This is a genomic window from Ideonella margarita (genome assembly GCF_038066635.1).
Lineage (GTDB): Bacteria > Pseudomonadota > Gammaproteobacteria > Burkholderiales > Burkholderiaceae_C > Ideonella > Ideonella margarita.
The window spans coordinates 108,499-126,591 of the sequence record NZ_JBBUTI010000002.1; the positions used below are offsets into that span (position 1 = coordinate 108,499).

At 67.0% G+C, this 18,093-nt stretch carries 19 protein-coding genes; 9 read left to right on the plus strand and 10 right to left on the minus strand.

The features are described 5' to 3' along the window. Positions 1-15 precede the first annotated feature (15 nt). The 3 genes from AACH00_RS03470 to AACH00_RS03480 are packed head-to-tail and all read right to left on the minus strand — an operon-like array spanning position 16 to position 2,068. The gene (locus AACH00_RS03470; protein WP_341397566.1) at positions 16-300 is read right to left on the minus strand and encodes a BolA family protein; all 285 of its coding nucleotides are present in this window, start codon (positions 298-300) and stop codon (positions 16-18) included. A 50-nt stretch (positions 301-350) separates the two neighbouring features. Continuing rightward, complete coding sequence (locus AACH00_RS03475) at positions 351-1,148, minus strand: ABC transporter permease (RefSeq protein WP_341397568.1); 798 nt, start codon at positions 1,146-1,148, stop codon at positions 351-353. Beyond that, complete coding sequence (locus AACH00_RS03480) at positions 1,145-2,068, minus strand: ABC transporter ATP-binding protein (protein ID WP_341397569.1); 924 nt, start codon at positions 2,066-2,068, stop codon at positions 1,145-1,147. The genes AACH00_RS03475 and AACH00_RS03480 overlap by 4 nt, the downstream gene beginning before the upstream one ends. Positions 2,069-2,148: 80 nt before the next feature. Here AACH00_RS03480 and AACH00_RS03485 point away from each other — a divergent pair, with 80 nt between their 5' ends. Together AACH00_RS03485 and AACH00_RS03490 are read left to right on the plus strand one after the other, a co-directional pair. Further along, entirely contained in the window at positions 2,149-2,808 is a 660-nt protein-coding gene (locus tag AACH00_RS03485; protein WP_341397570.1) for a TetR/AcrR family transcriptional regulator, read from the plus strand. A 58-nt stretch (positions 2,809-2,866) separates the two neighbouring features. Next, positions 2,867-3,640, plus strand: a complete 774-nt coding sequence (locus tag AACH00_RS03490) for a tetratricopeptide repeat protein (RefSeq protein ID WP_341397571.1) — start codon at positions 2,867-2,869, stop codon at positions 3,638-3,640. A 21-nt stretch (positions 3,641-3,661) separates the two neighbouring features. Here the strand turns inward: AACH00_RS03490 and AACH00_RS03495 are convergent, their stop codons facing one another. Then, a complete protein-coding gene (locus AACH00_RS03495; protein ID WP_341397572.1) occupies positions 3,662-5,140 on the minus strand; it encodes a wax ester/triacylglycerol synthase family O-acyltransferase in 1,479 nt (492 codons plus the stop codon). Positions 5,141-5,249: 109 nt separating this feature from the next. Between AACH00_RS03495 and AACH00_RS03500 the strand changes: the two genes are divergently transcribed. After that, positions 5,250-5,504 carry an acyl-CoA-binding protein gene (locus tag AACH00_RS03500; RefSeq protein ID WP_341397574.1) on the plus strand — a complete coding sequence of 85 codons (255 nt, stop codon included), beginning with the start codon at positions 5,250-5,252 and terminating at the stop codon, positions 5,502-5,504. Positions 5,505-5,533: 29 nt separating this feature from the next. Here AACH00_RS03500 and AACH00_RS03505 read toward each other — a convergent pair whose 3' ends face one another. The 3 genes from AACH00_RS03505 to AACH00_RS03515 form a co-directional block, all read right to left on the minus strand. Continuing rightward, a complete protein-coding gene (locus AACH00_RS03505) occupies positions 5,534-5,842 on the minus strand; it encodes a polyhydroxyalkanoic acid system family protein (protein ID WP_341397576.1) in 309 nt (102 codons plus the stop codon). A gap of 91 nt (positions 5,843-5,933) precedes the next feature. Further along, positions 5,934-7,049 (minus strand): aminopeptidase, encoded by a 1,116-nt coding sequence (locus AACH00_RS03510; RefSeq protein ID WP_341397577.1) that lies wholly within the window; start codon positions 7,047-7,049, stop codon positions 5,934-5,936. 7 nt (positions 7,050-7,056) lie between these two features. After that, positions 7,057-9,102 (minus strand): molybdopterin-containing oxidoreductase family protein, encoded by a 2,046-nt coding sequence (locus AACH00_RS03515; RefSeq protein ID WP_341397578.1) that lies wholly within the window; start codon positions 9,100-9,102, stop codon positions 7,057-7,059. 158 nt (positions 9,103-9,260) lie between these two features. Here AACH00_RS03515 and AACH00_RS03520 point away from each other — a divergent pair, with 158 nt between their 5' ends. The 6 genes from AACH00_RS03520 (at position 9,261) to AACH00_RS03545 (ending at position 14,804) form a co-directional block, all read left to right on the plus strand. Continuing rightward, entirely contained in the window at positions 9,261-10,394 is a 1,134-nt protein-coding gene (locus AACH00_RS03520; RefSeq protein ID WP_423221887.1) for an ABC transporter substrate-binding protein, read from the plus strand. An 89-nt stretch (positions 10,395-10,483) separates the two neighbouring features. Continuing rightward, positions 10,484-11,692 (plus strand): M20 aminoacylase family protein, encoded by a 1,209-nt coding sequence (locus AACH00_RS03525; RefSeq protein WP_341397579.1) that lies wholly within the window; start codon positions 10,484-10,486, stop codon positions 11,690-11,692. A gap of 139 nt (positions 11,693-11,831) precedes the next feature. Next, entirely contained in the window at positions 11,832-12,383 is a 552-nt protein-coding gene (locus AACH00_RS03530) for a flavodoxin family protein (RefSeq protein ID WP_341397581.1), read from the plus strand. A gap of 110 nt (positions 12,384-12,493) precedes the next feature. Beyond that, entirely contained in the window at positions 12,494-13,093 is a 600-nt protein-coding gene (locus tag AACH00_RS03535; RefSeq protein ID WP_341397582.1) for an isochorismatase family protein, read from the plus strand. Next, positions 13,090-13,746: a DJ-1/PfpI family protein gene (locus AACH00_RS03540; protein ID WP_341397583.1), complete on the plus strand. Its 657-nt coding sequence runs from the start codon at positions 13,090-13,092 to the stop codon at positions 13,744-13,746. Before AACH00_RS03535 ends, AACH00_RS03540 begins: the two co-directional genes overlap by 4 nt. Further along, complete coding sequence (locus AACH00_RS03545; protein WP_341397585.1) at positions 13,728-14,804, plus strand: GlxA family transcriptional regulator; 1,077 nt, start codon at positions 13,728-13,730, stop codon at positions 14,802-14,804. The genes AACH00_RS03540 and AACH00_RS03545 overlap by 19 nt, the downstream gene beginning before the upstream one ends. Here AACH00_RS03545 and AACH00_RS03550 read toward each other — a convergent pair. Genes AACH00_RS03550 through tal form a run of 3 tightly spaced genes read right to left on the minus strand, consistent with a single transcriptional unit; the run spans position 14,749 to position 17,995 of the window. Then, a complete protein-coding gene (locus AACH00_RS03550) occupies positions 14,749-15,408 on the minus strand; it encodes an HAD family hydrolase (RefSeq protein WP_341397586.1) in 660 nt (219 codons plus the stop codon). The genes AACH00_RS03545 and AACH00_RS03550 overlap by 56 nt on opposite strands. An 8-nt stretch (positions 15,409-15,416) precedes the next feature. Next, positions 15,417-17,045 carry a glucose-6-phosphate isomerase gene (pgi, locus tag AACH00_RS03555; RefSeq protein WP_341397588.1) on the minus strand — a complete coding sequence of 543 codons (1,629 nt, stop codon included), beginning with the start codon at positions 17,043-17,045 and terminating at the stop codon, positions 15,417-15,419. 2 nt (positions 17,046-17,047) lie between these two features. Next, positions 17,048-17,995: a transaldolase gene (tal, locus tag AACH00_RS03560; RefSeq protein ID WP_341397589.1), complete on the minus strand. Its 948-nt coding sequence runs from the start codon at positions 17,993-17,995 to the stop codon at positions 17,048-17,050. Positions 17,996-18,093: the final 98 nt, after the last annotated feature.

The following is an 18,093-nucleotide window of genomic DNA, read 5'->3' on the forward strand; positions in this document are numbered from 1 at the left end:
GGCCGGAAGGCAGCGTCAATGGCGATGGGCGGCAGGTACCGGCAGGCTCGCGCCGGGGCCCGCGGCGGCCCATTCGGCCGGGGTAAGCGTTTTCATCGACAGCGCGTGGATTTCAGCGCGCATGCGGTCGCCCAAGGCGGCATACACGCGCTGGTGGCGGCGGATGCGGCTGAGGCCTTCAAATTCGGCAGCCACGATGGTGGCGTAGAAATGCTGGCCGTCCCCCTCGACTTCCAGGTGTTCGCACACCAGGCCGGCGGCGATGTAGTCGTGGAGTTGTGCGGGGGTTGGATTGGCCATGATGCGGAGATTATCGCCGAAGCGGCCACCCTCTCGGGCAGCCGGGTGAATCAGTGACGCAGCTTGTAGCCGGTCTTGAGCAGACGCAGCGTCAGACCGGCCACCACGGCGGTGGCGGCTGCCACCACACCGAGGCTGGTCCAGGGCGACACGTCGCTTACGCCAAAGAAGCCGTGGCGGAAGCCATCGATCATGTAGAAGAACGGATTCAGGTGGCTGGCCGCCTGCCAGAACGGCGGCAAGGTCTTGATCGAATAGAACACGCCGGCGAGCATCGTCATCGGCATGACCAGGAAGTTCTGGAACGCCGCCATCTGGTCGAACTTCTCGGCCCACAGCCCGGCGATCAGGCCCAGGCTGCCCATCAGGGCCGAGCCGAGCAGCGCAAACGCCAGCACCCACAGCGGCTGCGCCAGCCCGGGTGGCGAGAACCACACCGTCACCAGCAGCACGCCCGTGCCCACCACCACGCCGCGCACCATGGCCGCGCCCACATAGGCCACGAACCAGGCCCAGTGCGACAGCGGCGACACCAGCAGGAACACCAGATTGCCGGTGATCTTGCTCTGGATAAGGCTAGACGACGTGTTGGCAAAGCTGTTCTGCAACAGACTCATCATCACCAGACCCGGAATCAGGAAGGCGGTGTAGCCGATCTGGCCATACACCTTGACGTGGTCTTCGAGCACATGGCCGAAGATCAGCAGGTACAGCACAGCGGTCAGCACCGGTGCGCCCACCGTCTGGAAGCTGACCTTCCAGAACCGCAGCACTTCCTTGTAAAACAGCGTGCCAGCGCCCGACAGCGCGCCGCCCGGCGTGCGCTCAACGATCACGGGGGTGTTCATCGGGCCACCTCTGCCTTGCCGGCGTTTTGCATGATGCTCAGGAACACGTCTTCCAGGTCGGCGCGGCCGATTTCGAGGTCTTCGATGCGCACGCCCGATTCACGCAGACGAGCCAGCGTGGCTTCCACGCCATTGGCGTCACGGGTGGCGATCTGGGCGATGCGGCCGGTGACGCGGGCCTGGCCAGCCAGGTCGGGCGGCAGGGCGTCGTCCGTCTTGAAGCGCAGCATGCTGCCCTTGGTGGCGGCCAGCAGGTTGGCGGTGCGGTCGAGGGCCACGATGCGGCCCGACTTGAGCATGGCGATGCGGCCGCACAGGGCTTCCGCTTCTTCCAGGTAATGGGTGGTCAGCAGCACCGTGTGGCCCTTGCGGTTCAGGCCGGCGATGAATTGCCAGAGCGTCTGGCGCAATTCCACGTCAACGCCTGCGGTGGGCTCGTCCAGCACGATGACCGGCGGCTTGTGGACCAGCGCCTGCGCCACCAGCACGCGGCGCTTCATGCCGCCGGAGAGCTGCCGCATGTTGGCACCTGCCTTGTCGGTCAGGCCGAGGCCGGCCAGCAGCTCGTCGATCCAGTCGTCGTTGTGGCGGATACCGAAATAGCCGCTCTGGATGCGCAGCGCCTCACGCACGGTGAAAAACGGGTCGAACACCAGCTCCTGCGGCACGATACCCAAGGCGTGGCGGGCCGCGGCGAAATCAATCGCTACGTCATGGCCCATCACCTTCACCCGGCCTTCGCTGGCCTGCGCCAGACCGGCCAGGATGCTGATCAGCGTCGTCTTGCCGGCGCCGTTGGGGCCGAGCAGGCCAAAAAACTCGCCGGGCTCGATGTCGAAGCTGACGCCATCAAGTGCGCGGAGCGCGCCTTTGGCACTGGGGTAGGTCTTGGCGACCCCCTGGAAGGAAACTGCTGGCATGGGCGATCATTGTAGGGAGAGCCATCAAGCCCTGCAGGCCGAGGTGGTGCTAGATTCCACTGGAATTACGCGCTGCCCCGATGACCACCAAAAAACCACGCCGCACGGCTGAACGCATCCTGGATGTCACCCTCGACTTGTTCAACCGCTTCGGCGAGCCGAACGTCTCGACCACGCTGATCTCCGCAGAGCTCGGCATCAGCCCGGGCAACCTGTACTACCACTACCCGGCCAAAGACGAGCTCATCAACTCGCTCTTCGACCGGTTCGAGCGGGCCCTGAACGAGCTGCTGAACGCGGCCGACGACGTTCGCAACGTTGAAGACGCCTGGCTGTTTTTCCACATGCTCTTCGAGCTGATCTGGGACTACCGCTTCCTCTACCGCGACCTCAACGACCTGCTCAGCAAGAACCGCCGGCTGGAAACCCATTTCCAGTTCGTGCTCAAGCACAAGTCGCGCGCCATCGAAGCCGTGCTGGCGGGCCTGACCCGCGGCAGCGCGATGCGCATCGACCGCGTGGACAGCGGCGCCGTGGCCACGGCCATGGTGGTGGTGCTGACCTACTGGCTGAGCCACGAATACGTGCGCGAACCCCGCAAGGCCCTGGAGCCCGAGAACGCCGCCACCACCCTGGCGCGCGGCGCCTGGCATGTGCTGAGCCTGCTCAGCCCCTACCTGGAGCCCGAGGCGCGCACCCACCTGCACACCCTGGCCGGCAAATACCGCGAAGGCCCCTGAGCCGGGTCACCCGCCTCGCCCGAAACAACAACACAGCCACCTGACGGAGACAAACAACATGGCCAAATGGACCGCCTACCCTTACGACACCGCCGAGTACCAGCGTGACGCCGCGACGCTGAAAAAGCACTGGGCCCGCCTGCACACCGGTGACGCGGAACCCTGGCCCAAGGACACCGCCGTGCAGGCCGCGTGGGCGCTGTTCCATGCAGGCCATTTCCAGCAGGCCGTGGAAGCCGGCTTGAAGGCAGGGGGCGCGGGCATCACGGTGGCCAACAAGGCCCAGGCCATCCATGCCAACTACCTGGAAAAGAGCGAGAAGAACAAGCTCGCCCTGTTCCTGGAAGTGGCCGAGCGGGCCGCGGCCCAGCAGGTGGAAGAACCCGGCAACGCCAACGCGCATTACTGGCAGGCCTATGCCCTGGGCCGCTACAGCCAGGGCATCAGCGTGGCCAAGGCCCTGTCGCAAGGCCTGGGCAGCAAGGTGAAGACCGCGCTGGAAACCGCCATCAAACTGCAACCCAAGCATGCCGACGCCCACATCGCGCTCGGCGCGTTCCACGCCGAGGTCATCGACAAGGTGGGCAAGCTGCTCGGCAAGACGCAGGGCGCCGACGCCAGCACCGGCCTGAAGATGTTCCGCGAAGCACTCAAGCTGAACCCCACCAGCGCCATCGCGATGGTGGAGTACGCCAACGGCCTGGTGATGCTGGAGGGCGACAAGAAGATGGCCGAGGCGGAGCAGCTGTATGCCGACGCCGCAGGCGCCGAGGCGCAGGACGCCATGGAGCGTCTGGACGTGGAGATGGCCAAGGCCGAGCTCGAAGACTGAGCCCGACCGGGCGCGGCGGCGTCAGTCGGCGCTGCCGCTGCCGTCGCCATCACCGTCGCCGTCACCCCACGGCAACATCATCGACAGATACAGCAGCTGCTCGAATTCGGGCTGGAAGCGCTCGACGATCTGGTCGGGATCAGGGCACAACGTGTCGTCGGTGATCAGCCCGAACTGCACGCCGCCGGCATAACTGAGGATGCTGACGCCGACGCCGATGTCGCCGCTCTGCGGCACCCAGAACATCACCTGCTTCACCGTGCGGTCGCAGAACTTCAGCGCCTCGCGCGGGCCGGGCACGTTGGTCATCACCGCCGTGGCCTTCTTGGCAAACAGGTTCAGCAGCGCATGCTGCATCGGCTTGATCAGCAGGCCGGCGACAGCCAGCAGCGCAAACGCCAGCAGGGGTTGGTAGCCGCCCTTCAAATCGTTCATGCGGGCGCGCACTGCGGCCAGGCGCTCCACCGGGTTGGCAATGCCGATCGGCAGCACCAGCGGCACCAGGCCGAAGCGGTTGCCGAGCTTCCAGGCGTCTTCCAGCGGACGCAGGTTCACCGGCACCATCGCGCGGATCTCCTTGCCCGTCGGGTCTTCGCCCTTGCTGCGCAGGTAGCCGCCAATCGCACCGGCCACGCAGGTCAGCAGCACGTCGTTGATGGACGCGCCAAGTGCCTGGCCCACGGCCTTCACGTCGTCCAGCGCCAGCGGCTCACCCCAGGCCACCACCTTGCCGGGCGTGGCCTTTCCCTTGAGGCGGGTGTGTGAGTCATCGGGCATCAGCGCCAGCGAAGCTGCGTCGCTGATGACCTGGTAGCCCACCTTGGCCGCCTCCAGGCTGCCCACCAGCGGTTGCTCCGGGTGGGCCATCATTTCCATCGACTTGGCCACGCCGCCGCCCGTCAGGCCGATCGCCTTGATGGTGAGGTCGGCCATCGGCTTGATCAGTGCATCGCTCAGCCAGTCGTGCTCGGCGTCTTCTTCCTTGTGCCGGCGCTTGCGCTGAGGCGGCGGCGCACCACCGTCAGTGATGGACAGCATCACCGAGATCAGTGCGATGCCGTCGCCGATGCAGTGGTGCACCCGCACGATGAACGCGCTCTGGCTGATGCCGGAGTCCGGGTCGAGTTGCTCGACCAGCTGGATCTGCCAGAGCGGACGCTCGGGGTTCAGCGGGGTCATCGACAAGACACCCACCCGCGCCTTGAGCGCGTCCATGCGGGACTGCCCGCGGGCCGGATGGAGTTGCTCGGGCACCACGTGGGCATCGAGATCAAACGTCTTGTCCTCGACCCAGTGCGCACCCATCGCGTCTTCCACCACACGCTGGCGGAAGCGGTCATAGCGCAGCAGGCGCTCGGCAACGCGCTCGCGAAGCGCAGCGATGTCGAGGCCCGGCTCGATCAGCCACACCCCGACGATCATCATCAGGTTGGCCTCGTTGTCCATGCGCAGCCAGGCGGTGTCGACACGCGACATGCGTTCATTCACGGGTGCGGGCATGGAGAAGAACCTCTAGCAAATACAGACTCGGATCGGCGACGATGCTGGTTAACATTCACAGCGTCAAGCCCTCGGTTTCACGCAGGGCACGCCTTGAAGGAGACACAACATGGCCGACTTGAAGACCCAATTTGAAACCGCCGTCGCCGAGAGCAAGCAGCTGCCGGAGAAGCCGGACAACATGACGCTGCTCAAGATCTACGCGCTCTACAAGCAGGCCAGCGCCGGTGATGTCGACGGCAAGCGCCCCGGCTTCACCGACATGGTCGGCCGCGCCAAGTACGACGCCTGGGACGCCCTGAAGGGCACCTCGGCCGACGACGCGATGCAGCAATACATCGACCTGATCGAAGACCTGAAGTAAGCCCTCCCGGGCCTGCGCGCCAGGGGCCTTCAGGCCTTGCGCGCAGCTTCCTTGGCCAGCGCAGCGTCCAGCTGCTTGCTGGCCTCGGCTTCCACCTGGCTGGCGAAGGCCTTGAACAGGAAGCCGAGCTTGACCTCCATGTCGAAGTGATCGCCCGTGACGATCAGGGTGCCGCTGGCGCCTGAACGCTTGAACTCCACCTTGTCGCTGGTGTCGCCTTCAATCACGGTGCAGGTCATGTCGAGCTTCTTCTCGGCATGTTCAGCCCATTTCCACGCCACCTTGCGGGCACGTTGCAGGCCCAGCTGGTGGTCTCGGCGGATGCGGATGTCAGACATGTTGTGGCGGATTCCAAAGGTGGCAGACAGGCCGCCAGTATCTCCGCAAACCAGCAGGCCACGCCACAGGACGTCGCCCGAGGTCAGCCCCTCAGGGCGTGGCGGGCGCTGATGACAGCAACGCCGTCAGTGCGGCATCGCGGTCGGGCTTGGGCAGCATGGCCAGGGTCTGAACCGCGCGGTGGAATCGCGAGAAATCGCAACCCTCGCGGCGCCAGAGCGCCTCAAACGCCGGCACCCATTGCTGGTAGGCCGCCTGCACGCCGAGCGTCGCGTTGTTCATGCGCGCGAAGTAGGCGTCGTAGCCATTGAAGCCTTGCCACTGCTCGCGCTTCAGCGTGGTGTAGCCAGCCTGCAGGCGGGCCAGCACGTCGGCCTTGGCCTCGCGCTTTTGTGCATCGCTGCGGCCGCTGGCATACACCGCTGCCAATTCGTCACGCGCGCCGTTGACCAGCACGCGCACTGCCTCGCGCCGGGCCTGCAGCACAGACACCTGCTCGCGCGCGGCTGCATCGGCCTGCTCGTGCAACCAGCGGTCACCGCCCAGCCGCTCGACGGCCGTGGCGTAGCTCTCGTTGAACATGGTGTCGCCCGGCACGTAGACCACCTGGTGCGACAGCTCATGGAAGATCATGCGCGCCAGCTCACCTTCGGGCCAGGTGATGAAGGTGTTGAGCAGCGGATCACCGCCCAGCCAATCCGTGCGGCCCAGCGTGGAATAAGCCGGCACCGGGTACACGCTCACCTCCAGGCCCGGCTCCTGGCGAAGTTCATCGGCCGCCGCGTTGGCCGCCTCCAGGCTGTAGTAGCCCCGGTAGCCCACGCAGCCCACCACCGGAAAACACCAGGTGCGCAGCGCCAGCGACAACTCGGGCGCAGCCACCACGTTCCAGACCGCCGCGGGGCGCCCCAGGTCGGCATAGCTGCGGTAGCTGCGGTTGTCAGGAAGGTGCAGCGTGCTCACCGCCCAATCGCGCATGCGCTGGCTCAGCAGCAGGCGCTCACGCAAGGCCGCGGGCGTGGCGGCATCGGCCACCACCTCCGGCACCGGCCGGCCACTGCCCGCCATGGCCAGGTGGCCGGCGCCGGCCTGGGCCAGGTAGCCCACCGAGCTGCAACCGCTGCCCAGGCACAAGGCGCCCACCACCACGGTGGCCAGCGCCAAAGTGCCGCCCAGGCCCACCATCAGCCAGCCTCGCCGACGCATCGTGTGCTCACAGGGCCGCCACTTCAACCAGGCAGTCGTAGAACGACGGCGCGTTGCCCAGATCGGTCAGGTGCTGGTGGGTCAGCTCGTTCACGTTGGTGCCGTTGCGACCCAGCTTGCGCCACCAGATGCCCAGGCCGTGCACCACACCGGCGCGGGCCCGGCGGCTCACGCGCAGGGTGCAGTGGTACTCGCCACGGTCATTGAAGACCCGCACGCCCTGCCCGTCCTGCAAGCTGCGGCTGGCGGCATCGTCGGCGTGCATTTCCAGCAGTGGCTCGGACTCGATGTCGCGCAGGCTCTTGACGTTCACGAACGTCGAGTTGAGGAAGTTGCGGGCCGGCGGCGAAATCATCGCCAGCGGAAAGCGTTGCGCCAGCTCGGGCGTTGACGCCGCACTTTCATGGTTGGGCACATGGTCAGGCAGCTCCAGGCCCGGCCCGCAGGCGCGCGCCTTGCCGTTGGCCGTGGGGAAGCCGCCTTCTGCAAACGGTGCATCGGGCAAGGGCAGCTTGAACCAGCCCGTGGTGGCCAGGGCCTCGGCATCGACCAGACTGGTGAAGGCCTGCCGCGCCAGGGTCTCGTCGCTGTCCCGGAAGCAGGGCTCTTCGAAGCCCATGCGTGCGGCCAGGCGGCGGAAGATCTCGCAGTTCGAGAGCGACTCGCCACGGGGCTCGATCGCCGGCTCGTTGATCAGCGCGTAGGTGTGCCCGTAGCTGGTGTGCGCGTCCCAGTGCTCCAGCTGCGTGGTGGCGGGCAGCACGTAGTCGGCATGGTCAGCGGTGTCGGTCAGGAAGTGCTCGAGCACCACGGTGAACAGGTCTTCACGCTGGAAGCCCGCCACCACCTTGCGAGACTCCGGCGCCACCGCCACCGGGTTGCTGTTGTAGACCACCACGGCTTCGATCTTCGGACCAAACGCCGTTGAGGCGGGGCGCAACAGGTCGTCGCCGATGGTGCTCATGTTGATGGTGCGCGGCTGACGGCCGGCCAGCAGCTGCGGCTGCTGCAGCCAGGCGTCATTGCGGGCGGGCTTGAACCAGCCGGAGGCCGACAGCAGCAAGCCGCCAGCCGCTTCGCGCCAGGCGCCGGTCAGGCAGGGCAGCAAGGCGATCAGACGCACGGCGTTGCCGCCGCCACGCACACGCTGCATGCCGTAGTTCAATCGAATCGCGGTGGGGCGCGTGGTGCCGTAATCACGGGCCAGGCCGCACACCTCGTCCACCGTCAGGCCACACACCTCGGCCGTGCGTTCGGGCGGCCACTGCAGGGCGCGCTCACGCAAGGCCGGCCAGCCCTCCACATGCTGCGCCAGGTAGTCGTGGTCCAGCCAGTCGTGGGTGATGAGCTGGTGCATCAGGCCCAAAGCCAAGGCGCCATCGGTGCCGGGGCGCAGGGCCAGGTGCTGGTGGCACTTCTCGGCGGTTTCGGTGCGACGCGGGTCGATCGCGATCAGCTTGGCGCCGGCGCGTTTGGCCGCCTGCGCAAACGTCCAGAAGTGCAGGTTCGACGCGATCGAATTGCTGCCCCAGATGACAATCAGGCGGCTGTTGGCGAACTGCTCCAGGTGCATGCCCACCTTGCCGCCGTAGGTCTGCTGCAAGGCCTCACCACCGGCCGAGGCGCAGATGGTGCGCTCCAGCAAAGACGCGCCGAGCTTGTTGAAGAAGCGCGCCGCCATGCTCTCGCCCTGCACCAGGCCCATCGTGCCGGCGTAGCTGTAGGGCAGGATGGCTTGGGCATCGCGCGCGGCGATGTCGGACAGCCGGCGGCTGATGTCGTCGAGCGCCTCGTCCCAGCTGACCGGCACGAACTGCCCTGCCCCCTTGGGGCCGACGCGCTTGAGCGGCTGCAGCACGCGCTCGGCATGATCGGTGCGCTCGGCGTAGCGCGACACCTTGGTACACAGGGCCCCGTGGGTGGTGGGGTGGTCGGGGTCGCCCTGGATGCGGACGATGCGCTGGCCTTCCACCGTGACGCGCATGGCGCAGGTGTCGGGGCAGTCGTGGGGGCAGGCCGCGTGGATGGTGCGGCTGACGGCGTCTTGAATCATCTTCAAATGATGTCACAGACGGTTTCCAATGCAGGGGCTGCGCGACAAATTGTCGCGATTGAGGCGCTTTGAAATTAAGCAAGAATGCATTGGTGCCGACATACCCCGTAGGCACCGTACGCGGTCTCGTTCAGTCCGAATTTGCAGTTGTTGTATCCATGAGCTTGTTCTTGCCCCGCCGCACCGTGATCCGGTGCATGGCCGCCGCTACCGCCGCGCTGTCCTTGCCCGCGCGCAGCCAGAGTACCAAGCTGGTGCTGGGCCAGTCCGCCGCGTTCAGCGGGCCCGCCGCCCAGTTGGGCATCCAGATGAACCGCGGCGCCAAGCTGTGCTTTGACCAGGTCAATGCCAATGGCGGCGTGAACGGCGCCAGCATCGAGCTGCGCACGCTGGACGACGCCTACGACCCGGCCAAGTGCAAGGCCAACACCGAGAAGTTCATCAGCGACGACGTGTTCGCGCTGTTCGGCTATGTGGGCACGCCCACGTCGCTCGCGGCCCTGCCCCTGGTGAAGGAAGCCAAGATCCCGTTTTTTGGGCCGTTCACCGGCGCGATGGCGCTGCGCGACCCGTTCAACCGCTACGTGTTCCATGTGCGGGCGTCGTACGACGACGAGACCGCACTGATCGTCAAGAACCTGACCTCGCTGGGCCTGCGCCGCATCGCGGTGTTCCGGCAGAACGACAGCTATGGCCAGGCCGGCCTCGACGGCGTCGTGAAGGCCTTGCAGGCCCAGGGCCTGACGCCGGTGGCCGTGGCGACGGTCGAGCGGAACTCGGTCGACGTGAACGCGGCCGTGAAGGCCATCACCGCCGTCAAGCCGGACGCTGTTGTGCAGATCAGCGCCTACAAGAGCTGTGCCGCCTTCATCCGCGAAGCCCGCAAGGCCGGTTATGGCGGGACCTTCTACAACGTGTCCTTCGTGGGCACGCAGGCCTTGTCCGATGAGCTCGGCAAGGACGCTCGCGGCGTGGTGGTGAGCCAGGTCGTGCCCTTCCCGTTTGGCACCACGGTGGGCATCGTCCGGGACTATCACGAAGCCCTGAAGGCCGCAGGCGGCGAGCTGCGCCAGAACTACTCCAGCATGGAAGGCTATCTGGCGGCCCGCGTGTTCGTGGAAGGCCTGAAGCGCTCGCGCGGCTTCACCCGAGAGGGCCTGATCGGTGGCCTTGAATCGCTGCAGAACCAGAACTTCGGCGGCTTCAACCTGCAGTTCAGCTCGAAAGACCATGTGGCCTCGCGCTTCGTGGAGCTGTCGATGCTGACCGAAGACGGCGGCGTTCGCCGCTGAATCGCCCCATCCGCATTGCGGCCGTGGGCGTGGCGATCAAGGCCTCGGCGGCCGGCGGGTAACATCCGCTGCAGACCGAGGAGAGCCCCATGCCCGTGATCGAAGAACTGCAGGCCGAAGCGCCCGCCCTGACCGCCCTCCGACGAGACATCCACGCTCATCCGGAACTCTGCTTCCAGGAAGTGCGCACCGCCGACGTGGTGGCCAAGGCGCTCGAAGGCTGGGGCATTGAAGTGCACCGCGGCCTGGGCACCACCGGCGTCGTGGGTGTGCTGCGCAACGGCAGCAGCCCGCGCGCCATCGGCCTGCGCGCCGACATGGACGCGCTGCCGATGACCGAGCACAACACCTTCGCCCATGCCAGCAAGCATGTCGGCAAGATGCACGCCTGCGGCCACGACGGCCACACCGCCATGCTGCTCGCCGCTGCCCAGGAACTGGCCCGCACGCGCCGCTTCGATGGCACGGTGTACCTGGTGTTCCAGCCCGCCGAAGAAGGCGGTGGCGGCGCCCGCGAGATGATCAAGGACGGCCTGTTCGAGCGCTTCCCGATGGACGCGATCTACGGCATGCACAACTGGCCGGGTCTGCCTGAAGGCAGCTTCTCGGTGTGCAAGGGCCCGACCATGGCGTCGAGCAACGAATTCCGCATCACCATCACCGGCAAGGGCTCACATGCCGCCTTGCCGCACAACGGCATTGATCCGGTGCCGGTGGCCTGCCAGATGGTGCAGGCCTTCCAGACCATCGTCACGCGCAACAAGAAGCCGACCGACGCAGCCGTGATTTCGGTGACGATGATCCACACCGGCGAAGCCACCAACGTGGTGCCTGACGCCTGCGAAATCCAGGGCACCGTGCGCACCTTCACGCTCGACGTGCTGGACATGATCGAGCGCCGCATGGGCGAGATCACCCAGCACACGGCCGCGGCTTTTGGCGCCACGGCCAGGTTCGAGTTCCGCCGCAACTACCCGCCCACCATCAACCACGATGCCGAGGTGGATGTGCTGCGCGAGGTGATGCGCGAGGTCGTCGGCCCGGCACAGACGCTCGATTTCGACCCGACCATGGGCGCGGAGGACTTCAGCTTTTTCCTGCAGAAGAAGCCGGGCGCGTACTTCATGATCGGAAATGGCGACGGCGCCCACCGCGAGGCCTATGCCGGCCATGACCACGGCCACAACCTGGGGCCGTGCACCCTGCACAACCCGAACTACGACTTCAACGACCGGCTCATCCCGGTGGGTGGCAGCCTGTGGGTGCGGCTGGCCGAGCGCTTCCTGGCGCCCGCCTGATCTTCAGCCACATCGAACGATGGCATCGAAGCCGGTGAATGATCGCCGGCTTCACCCTTCCCAGAATCCGGACTGCTGCACAGACGCCTGAGTGGTGTTGCCGCAGTATCCCGAATCACATCGCAAGGAAAGGTCCACCATGTCGTCGATCGTCATCGTTTTCCACAGCGGCTACGGCCACACCCAGAAAATCGCCCAAGCCGTGGCCGAGGCCTCGGGCGCCGGCCTGGTCGCCATCGACGCCGAGGGCAATCTGCCCGAAGGCGGCTGGGAACAGCTGGCCGCCGCCAAGACCATCGTCTTCGGCTCGCCCACCTACATGGGCAGCGTGAGCTGGCAGTTCAAGAAGTTCGCCGATGCCTCGTCCAAGGTCTGGTTTGGCCAGGGCTGGAAGGACAAGCTGTTCGCCGGTTTCACCAACTCGGCCTCGATGAACGGCGACAAGCTGTCGACGCTGCATTACATGTTCACCCTGGCCATGCAGCACAGCGGCGTGTGGGTGGGCACCGGCATGATGCCGAGCAACAGCAAGGCCGCCACCCGTGACGACATCAACTTCGTCGCCTCCAGCAGCGGCCTGATGACCGCCACGCCGTCCGACGCCGGTGTGGACGAAATGGTGGCCGGCGACCTGGCCACTGCCGCCGTCTTCGGCAAGCGCCTGGCCGACGTCACCGCACGCCTGGGCTGATGCCCGCACATCAATGTCCGGATTCGTCCGGCATTGGTCCACTTCCGGCCTAGGCCGGAAGGTTTGCCTGAGCAAACATGGTGGCTTATCCTCTCAACCAGGTAGCCACCATGTCCGAAACTGTCTCCACCGCCCTCCTGCTGATCGACATCCAGGCCTCGTTCACCAGCCGGCCCTACTGGTCTGATGCTGAAGTGCCCGCCTTTCTGGCGGCCTGCAATGCCTTGATCGATGGCTGCACCAGGCAGGGCGTGCCCATCGTCCAGGTGCTCCACACCGACGGCCCGGCTGAAAGCAGCAACCCCTTCGCAGTGGCCAGCGGGCTCATCCGGCCGCTGGATGGCCTGCGCAGCTACACGCCTGCACTTTCCTTCCACAAGCACCGCCACAGCGCGCTGGTGGGCACCGGCCTGGCCGAATGGCTGAAGGGCCGAGGCATCACCCGCCTGATCGTGGCCGGCATCCGCACCGAGCAGTGCTGCGAAACCACCACCCGCCACGCCAGCGATGAAGGCTGGGACGTCGACTACGTCACCGAAGCCACGCTGACCTTCGACATGCTCACCCCGGCCGGGACCGTGCTGACGGCTGCGGCCATCAAGGAGCGCACGGAGACCGTGCTCACCGAGCGCTTTGCCACCCTGTGCTCGGTGTCGACTGCGCTGGCACGCTCGCTGCCCGCAACAAGCCAGGCACAGGCCGCCGCATGACAGCACCCTTCCCAACCCCCGAGTACACCGCCACCGTCAGCATCCTGATGCTGATGTTCGACGACGTGGAGCTGCTCGATTTCGCCGGCCCCTACGAGGTGTTCACCACCGCCAATCGCATGGCGGCGCGCATGCGCCTGGAGGCGGGCGATACGACGCCGGCCGCGCCCGTGTTCGAGCTGGTGACGGCCTCGGTGGACGGCGCGCCCGTGCGTGCCCGCGCCGGGCTGCGCTTGAGCTCCGACCACGCACTGGCAATCGCACCAGCCACCACCTGGCTGCTGGTGCCCGGCGGCGTGGTTGACCAGCTGTTGGCCAACCCTGCCCTGCTGGCCGAGCTGGCACGTCGCGGTCAGCATGCAGGCTGCATCGCGTCCGTCTGCACCGGTGCGTTTGTGCTGGCCGCCGCGGGCTTGCTGCAACACGCCCCGGCCACCACCCACTGGGAAGACCAGGCCGACCTGGCGCAGCGCCACCCCGACCTGCAGGTGCTGGATGGCCCGCGGTGGGTGGAGGCGGGCCGCTGCATCACCTCGGCCGGCATTGCCGCGGGCATCGACATGGCGCTGCACCTGGTGGCGCGGCATGCCGGCTCGGCGCTGGCACAGCGCACCGCGCGTCAGATGGACACACCATGGCATCAGCACCCTTAAGCTCAGCCAGCCCGATCGGCAGCCAAAGCGACGGCACACACACGCCCGTTCATGTCTGGTTCGTCGTGCTGCCAGACAGCCTGCTGCTGGACCTGGCCGGCCCGGCGGAGGCCTTTCGGCTCGCCAACCAGCAACTGGCGCGGCGGGGTCTGCCGGCCCACTTCCAGCTGCATTTCGCTGGCACCGATCAGGGCAACACCTCGTCAGTCGGGCTGGCCCTGACTGGCCTGGAGCCCTTGCCCGCCAGCCTGCCGGCCGCCTCCTGGGTGGTGCTGCTCGGACGCCCGGGCGACGGTGCGGATGTGGTGCGTCCGGCGCCCGCGTGGCTGGCGGCCCGCCACTGGCTGAGCCAGGTGGTGGCGCCCGCACTCGCCCTGCCGGCCACACCCCACCGGCTGCTGACGGTATGTTCAGGCGCCCTGCTGGCGGCCGATGCCGGCCTGCTGAGCGGGCGACAGGCCACCACCCACCACGAGTTGCTGGATGAACTCGCCCGGCTGGCGCCCGCGGCTGATGTGGTGGCGAACCGGGTGTTCGTGGCGGACGGCCCGGTGCTGACCAGCGCCGGCGTGACTGCCGGCATTGACCTGGCCCTGCACCTGATTGCCGACGCGCTGGGCGAAGGGCTCACATCCGCCGTGGCGCAGGTCATGGTGGTGTTTCACCGCCGCGCTGCCGACGACCCCGAACAATCACCGCTGCTGGCAGGTCGCCGTCACCTGCACCCGGCCGTGCATGCCGTGCAGAACGCGGTGGTGGATGCGCCCGGTGAGGACTGGACGCTGGATCGGCTGGCGGCGCGCGCGCATGTCACGCCGCGGCACCTGGGGCGCCTGTTCCAGCAGCACGCAGGCATCAGCCCGCGCGAACATGTGGAGCAGGTGCGTCTGGCTTTGGCCGATGAAGCCCTGCGGCGCGGCCTGGCCGTGCAGGCCGCCGTCGACCTGGCGGGGTTTCACAACGAGCGCCAATGGCGCCGTGCCGCCGCCAGGCGGCGAGCCCTCAGCCCAGCAAACCGCGCTGACGCAGATCCGCGGCCAGCTGCTCGGGCGTCGTGAACAGCAGCGCTGGCAAACCTAGGGCCGTGGCCGCCTCGATGTTCACGGGGTGGTCGTCGATGAACAAGGCATCAGCGGCCGGGATGCCGAAGTCCGCCAGCGCCAGCTCATAGATGCGCCGGCCGGGCTTGCCGGTGCGCACCCGCGACGAGAACACACCGCGCTCGAACCAGGCCATGAAGGCGTGGGTGCGTTCCAGGTGCTCAGCGTAGGGCGCCGGCATGTTCGAGAGGTAAAACAGCCGATGCCCAGCCGCCTTCAGCACCTGCATCAGGGCCACCGTGCCGGCTTGCGGAGCCAGCTCATCGGGCACGGCGTCCACCACGGCCTGCACCTCGGCGGGCGTCAGGTTGGTGCGCGCGGATATGCGCTGCACCACCTCGTCGGCGCTGATCAGGCCGCTGTCGAATGCGCCCCAATCGCCCTCGTAGTTCTGGAAGAACACCGCCTTGAGCTGCTCTGCCGCCTCGGGCGTTGGCGCATGTCGCGGCAGCACCCGCGCCAGCAAGGTGGCCGGGTGCCAGCGGAACACCACGCCGCCAAAATCAAAAATGATGTGCGGCAGGCGGGGTTGTAGCTGGGCCTGGTCGGTGGACATCGGCATGGTGTGCATCAGCCGCGCAGACGGGCCAGCAGGCCGGCGGTGGAAGCATCGAGCCCCTCCGCTTCACCAGTGGCAAAACGCGGCAGCAACTGGCTGCACAGGGCCTTGCCCAGCTCCACGCCCCACTGGTCGAAACTGTTGATGCCCCAGATGGCGCCGCTGACGAACACGCGGTGCTCATAGAGGGCGATCAAGGCGCCGAGTGAGCGCGGCGTCAGCGCCTCCAGCACCAGCGTGCTGCTCGGGCGGTTGCCCGGGAAGCTGCGGTGGTTGGCCAGCACCTGGCGGTCCAGCGTGGCGGAAGCCGTGGGGGCCTTCTCGTTCAAGGCATCGGCGGCCGTCTTGCCCAGCATCAGCGCCTGGCTCTGCGCCAGGCAATTGGCCAGCAGCTTCACATGCTGGTCGGCCAGCCCGGCCCGCACGGTATCGGGCAACGGGCTGCGGTCATGGCTGGTGGTCTTCACGGCGATGAACTCCACCGGAATCACGTCCGTGCCCTGGTGCAGCATCTGGAAGTAGGCATGCTGGCCGTTGGTGCCCGGCTCGCCCCACACCACCGGGCTGGTGGCGTAGGCAAAGCGGCGCCCCTCGGCGTCCACGCACTTGCCGTTCGACTCCATCTCCAGCTGCTGCAGGTAGGCAGGGAAGCGCTTCAAGCCCTGGTGGTACGGCGCCACCGAGCGGCTGCTGAAACCATGGAAGTTGCGGTACCAGACGTCGAGCAGGCCAAGCTGCACCGGCAGGTTGCTCTCCAGCGGCGCCTGGGCGAAGTGCTGGTCCATGGCGTGGGCGCCGGCGAGAAACTCGCGGAACCCCTCGGCGCCAATCGCGATCGCCAGCGGCAGGCCGATGGCGCTCCACAGCGAATAGCGCCCGCCCACCCAGTCCCAGAAACCGAAGGTCTGGTGGATGCCCAGCTGCGCAGCCGCGGCGATGTTGGTCGTCACGCCCACGAAGTGGCGCGCGATGTCAGTGCCGCCAGTCGCCTTGAACCAGGCCAGGGCCGCTTGCGCGTTGGCCATGGTTTCCTGGGTCGTGAAGGTCTTGCTGGCGATGATGAACAGCGTGGTGGCCGGGTTGAGCTGCTGCAGCACCGGCGCGATGTCGTGGCCGTCCACGTTCGAGACGAAGTGCAGCTTCAGGCCCGGGTGGCTGTAGGCCTGCAGGGCCGGCACGGCCATCTGCGGGCCGAGGTCCGAGCCGCCGATGCCGATGTTCACCACGTCGGTGAAGCCGCTGCGGTCCACCGCGCGCACCTCTTCGGCGTAGGCCAGCAGGCGGTCGAGCACCTCGTGCACATCGTCGCTGAACGGCGCCGTGCCGCGGGGGGCGCGCAGGGCCGTGTGCAACACAGCCCGGCCTTCGGTGGTGTTGATCGGATCACCACGCAGCATCGCGTCGCGGTGCGCCGGCAGGCCGCATTCCTCGGCCAGCTCCACCAGCAAGCGCCGCGTCGTGTCATCCCATCGGTTCTTCGACAGATCGGCATACACCTCGGGGGCGCTCACACCGAAGGCGTCGAAGCGGCCTGCATCGCGGGCAAAAGCCTCCCGCAGATCGAAGCCTCGTCCGTGCGCTTCGAAATGCCCCTGCAGGGCGGTCCAGGCGATGGTCTGATCGCAACGCGGCATGCTCATGCTCAAGCCTCCAGGATCAGCTTGTCGAGCTTGCCGGCGTCGATCGCGAACAGGCGGATGCCTTCGGCGAGCTTCTCGGTGCCCATCGGGTCTTCGTTCAGCGCGAAGCGGAAGCCGGCTTCGTCGAAGCTCACCGGTTCCAGGTCGAGCTGCTGCGCAGCCTCAGCCGACAGCGCCGGCGTGACAGGCGCATCAGCGGCCTGCAGTTGCGCCAGCAGGTCCGGGCTGATCGTCAGCAGGTCGCAACCCGTCAGGGCGTTGATCTGGCCGATGTTGCGGAAGCTCGCGCCCATCACCTCTGTGCGGATGCCGAACTTCTTGTAGAAGTTGTAGATCTGGGTCACCGACTTCACGCCCGGGTCGTTGGCGCCGGCCATGTCGGCCTCCACCCACGCGGCGCCAGCCTGCTTCTTGTACCAGTCGTAGATGCGACCGACGAAGGGGCTGATCAGCTGGATGCCGGCCTGGCCGCAGGCCACGGCCTGGCAGAAGCTGAACAGCAGCGTCAGGTTGCAATGGATGCCTTCGGTTTCCAGCTGCTTGGCTGCCTGGATGCCTTCCCAGGTGGACGCGATCTTGATCAGGATGCGGTCGCGCGGAATGCCGGCAGCTTCGTACAGGCCGATCAGGCGATGGGCGCGGGCGATGGTGGCGGCCGTGTCGAAGGACAGGCGGGCATCCACTTCGGTCGACACGCGGCCCGGCACGACCTTGAGGATTTCCAGGCCGAAACGGACCAGCACCTGGTCGACGATTTCGTCGAGCGGCTTGCCGCGGTGGGCCGCCACGGTGTCGGTCAGCAGCGGCGCGTAATCGGCCTGCTGCACGGCCTTGAGGATGAGCGACGGGTTGGTGGTGGCGTCGCGGGGCGCGTACTGCGCCATCTGCTTGAAGTTGCCGGTATCGGCAACGACGATGGTGTGGGCCTTGAGTTGTTCGAGCTGATTCATGGTGCCGGCAGGGTTCAAAAGGAACAGGTGCCAGCCGCAATTAGAACCGAGGCGCAGGCTGGCGTGTTACAGCAAGGTTTCACGGCGAAGGTGCCGCG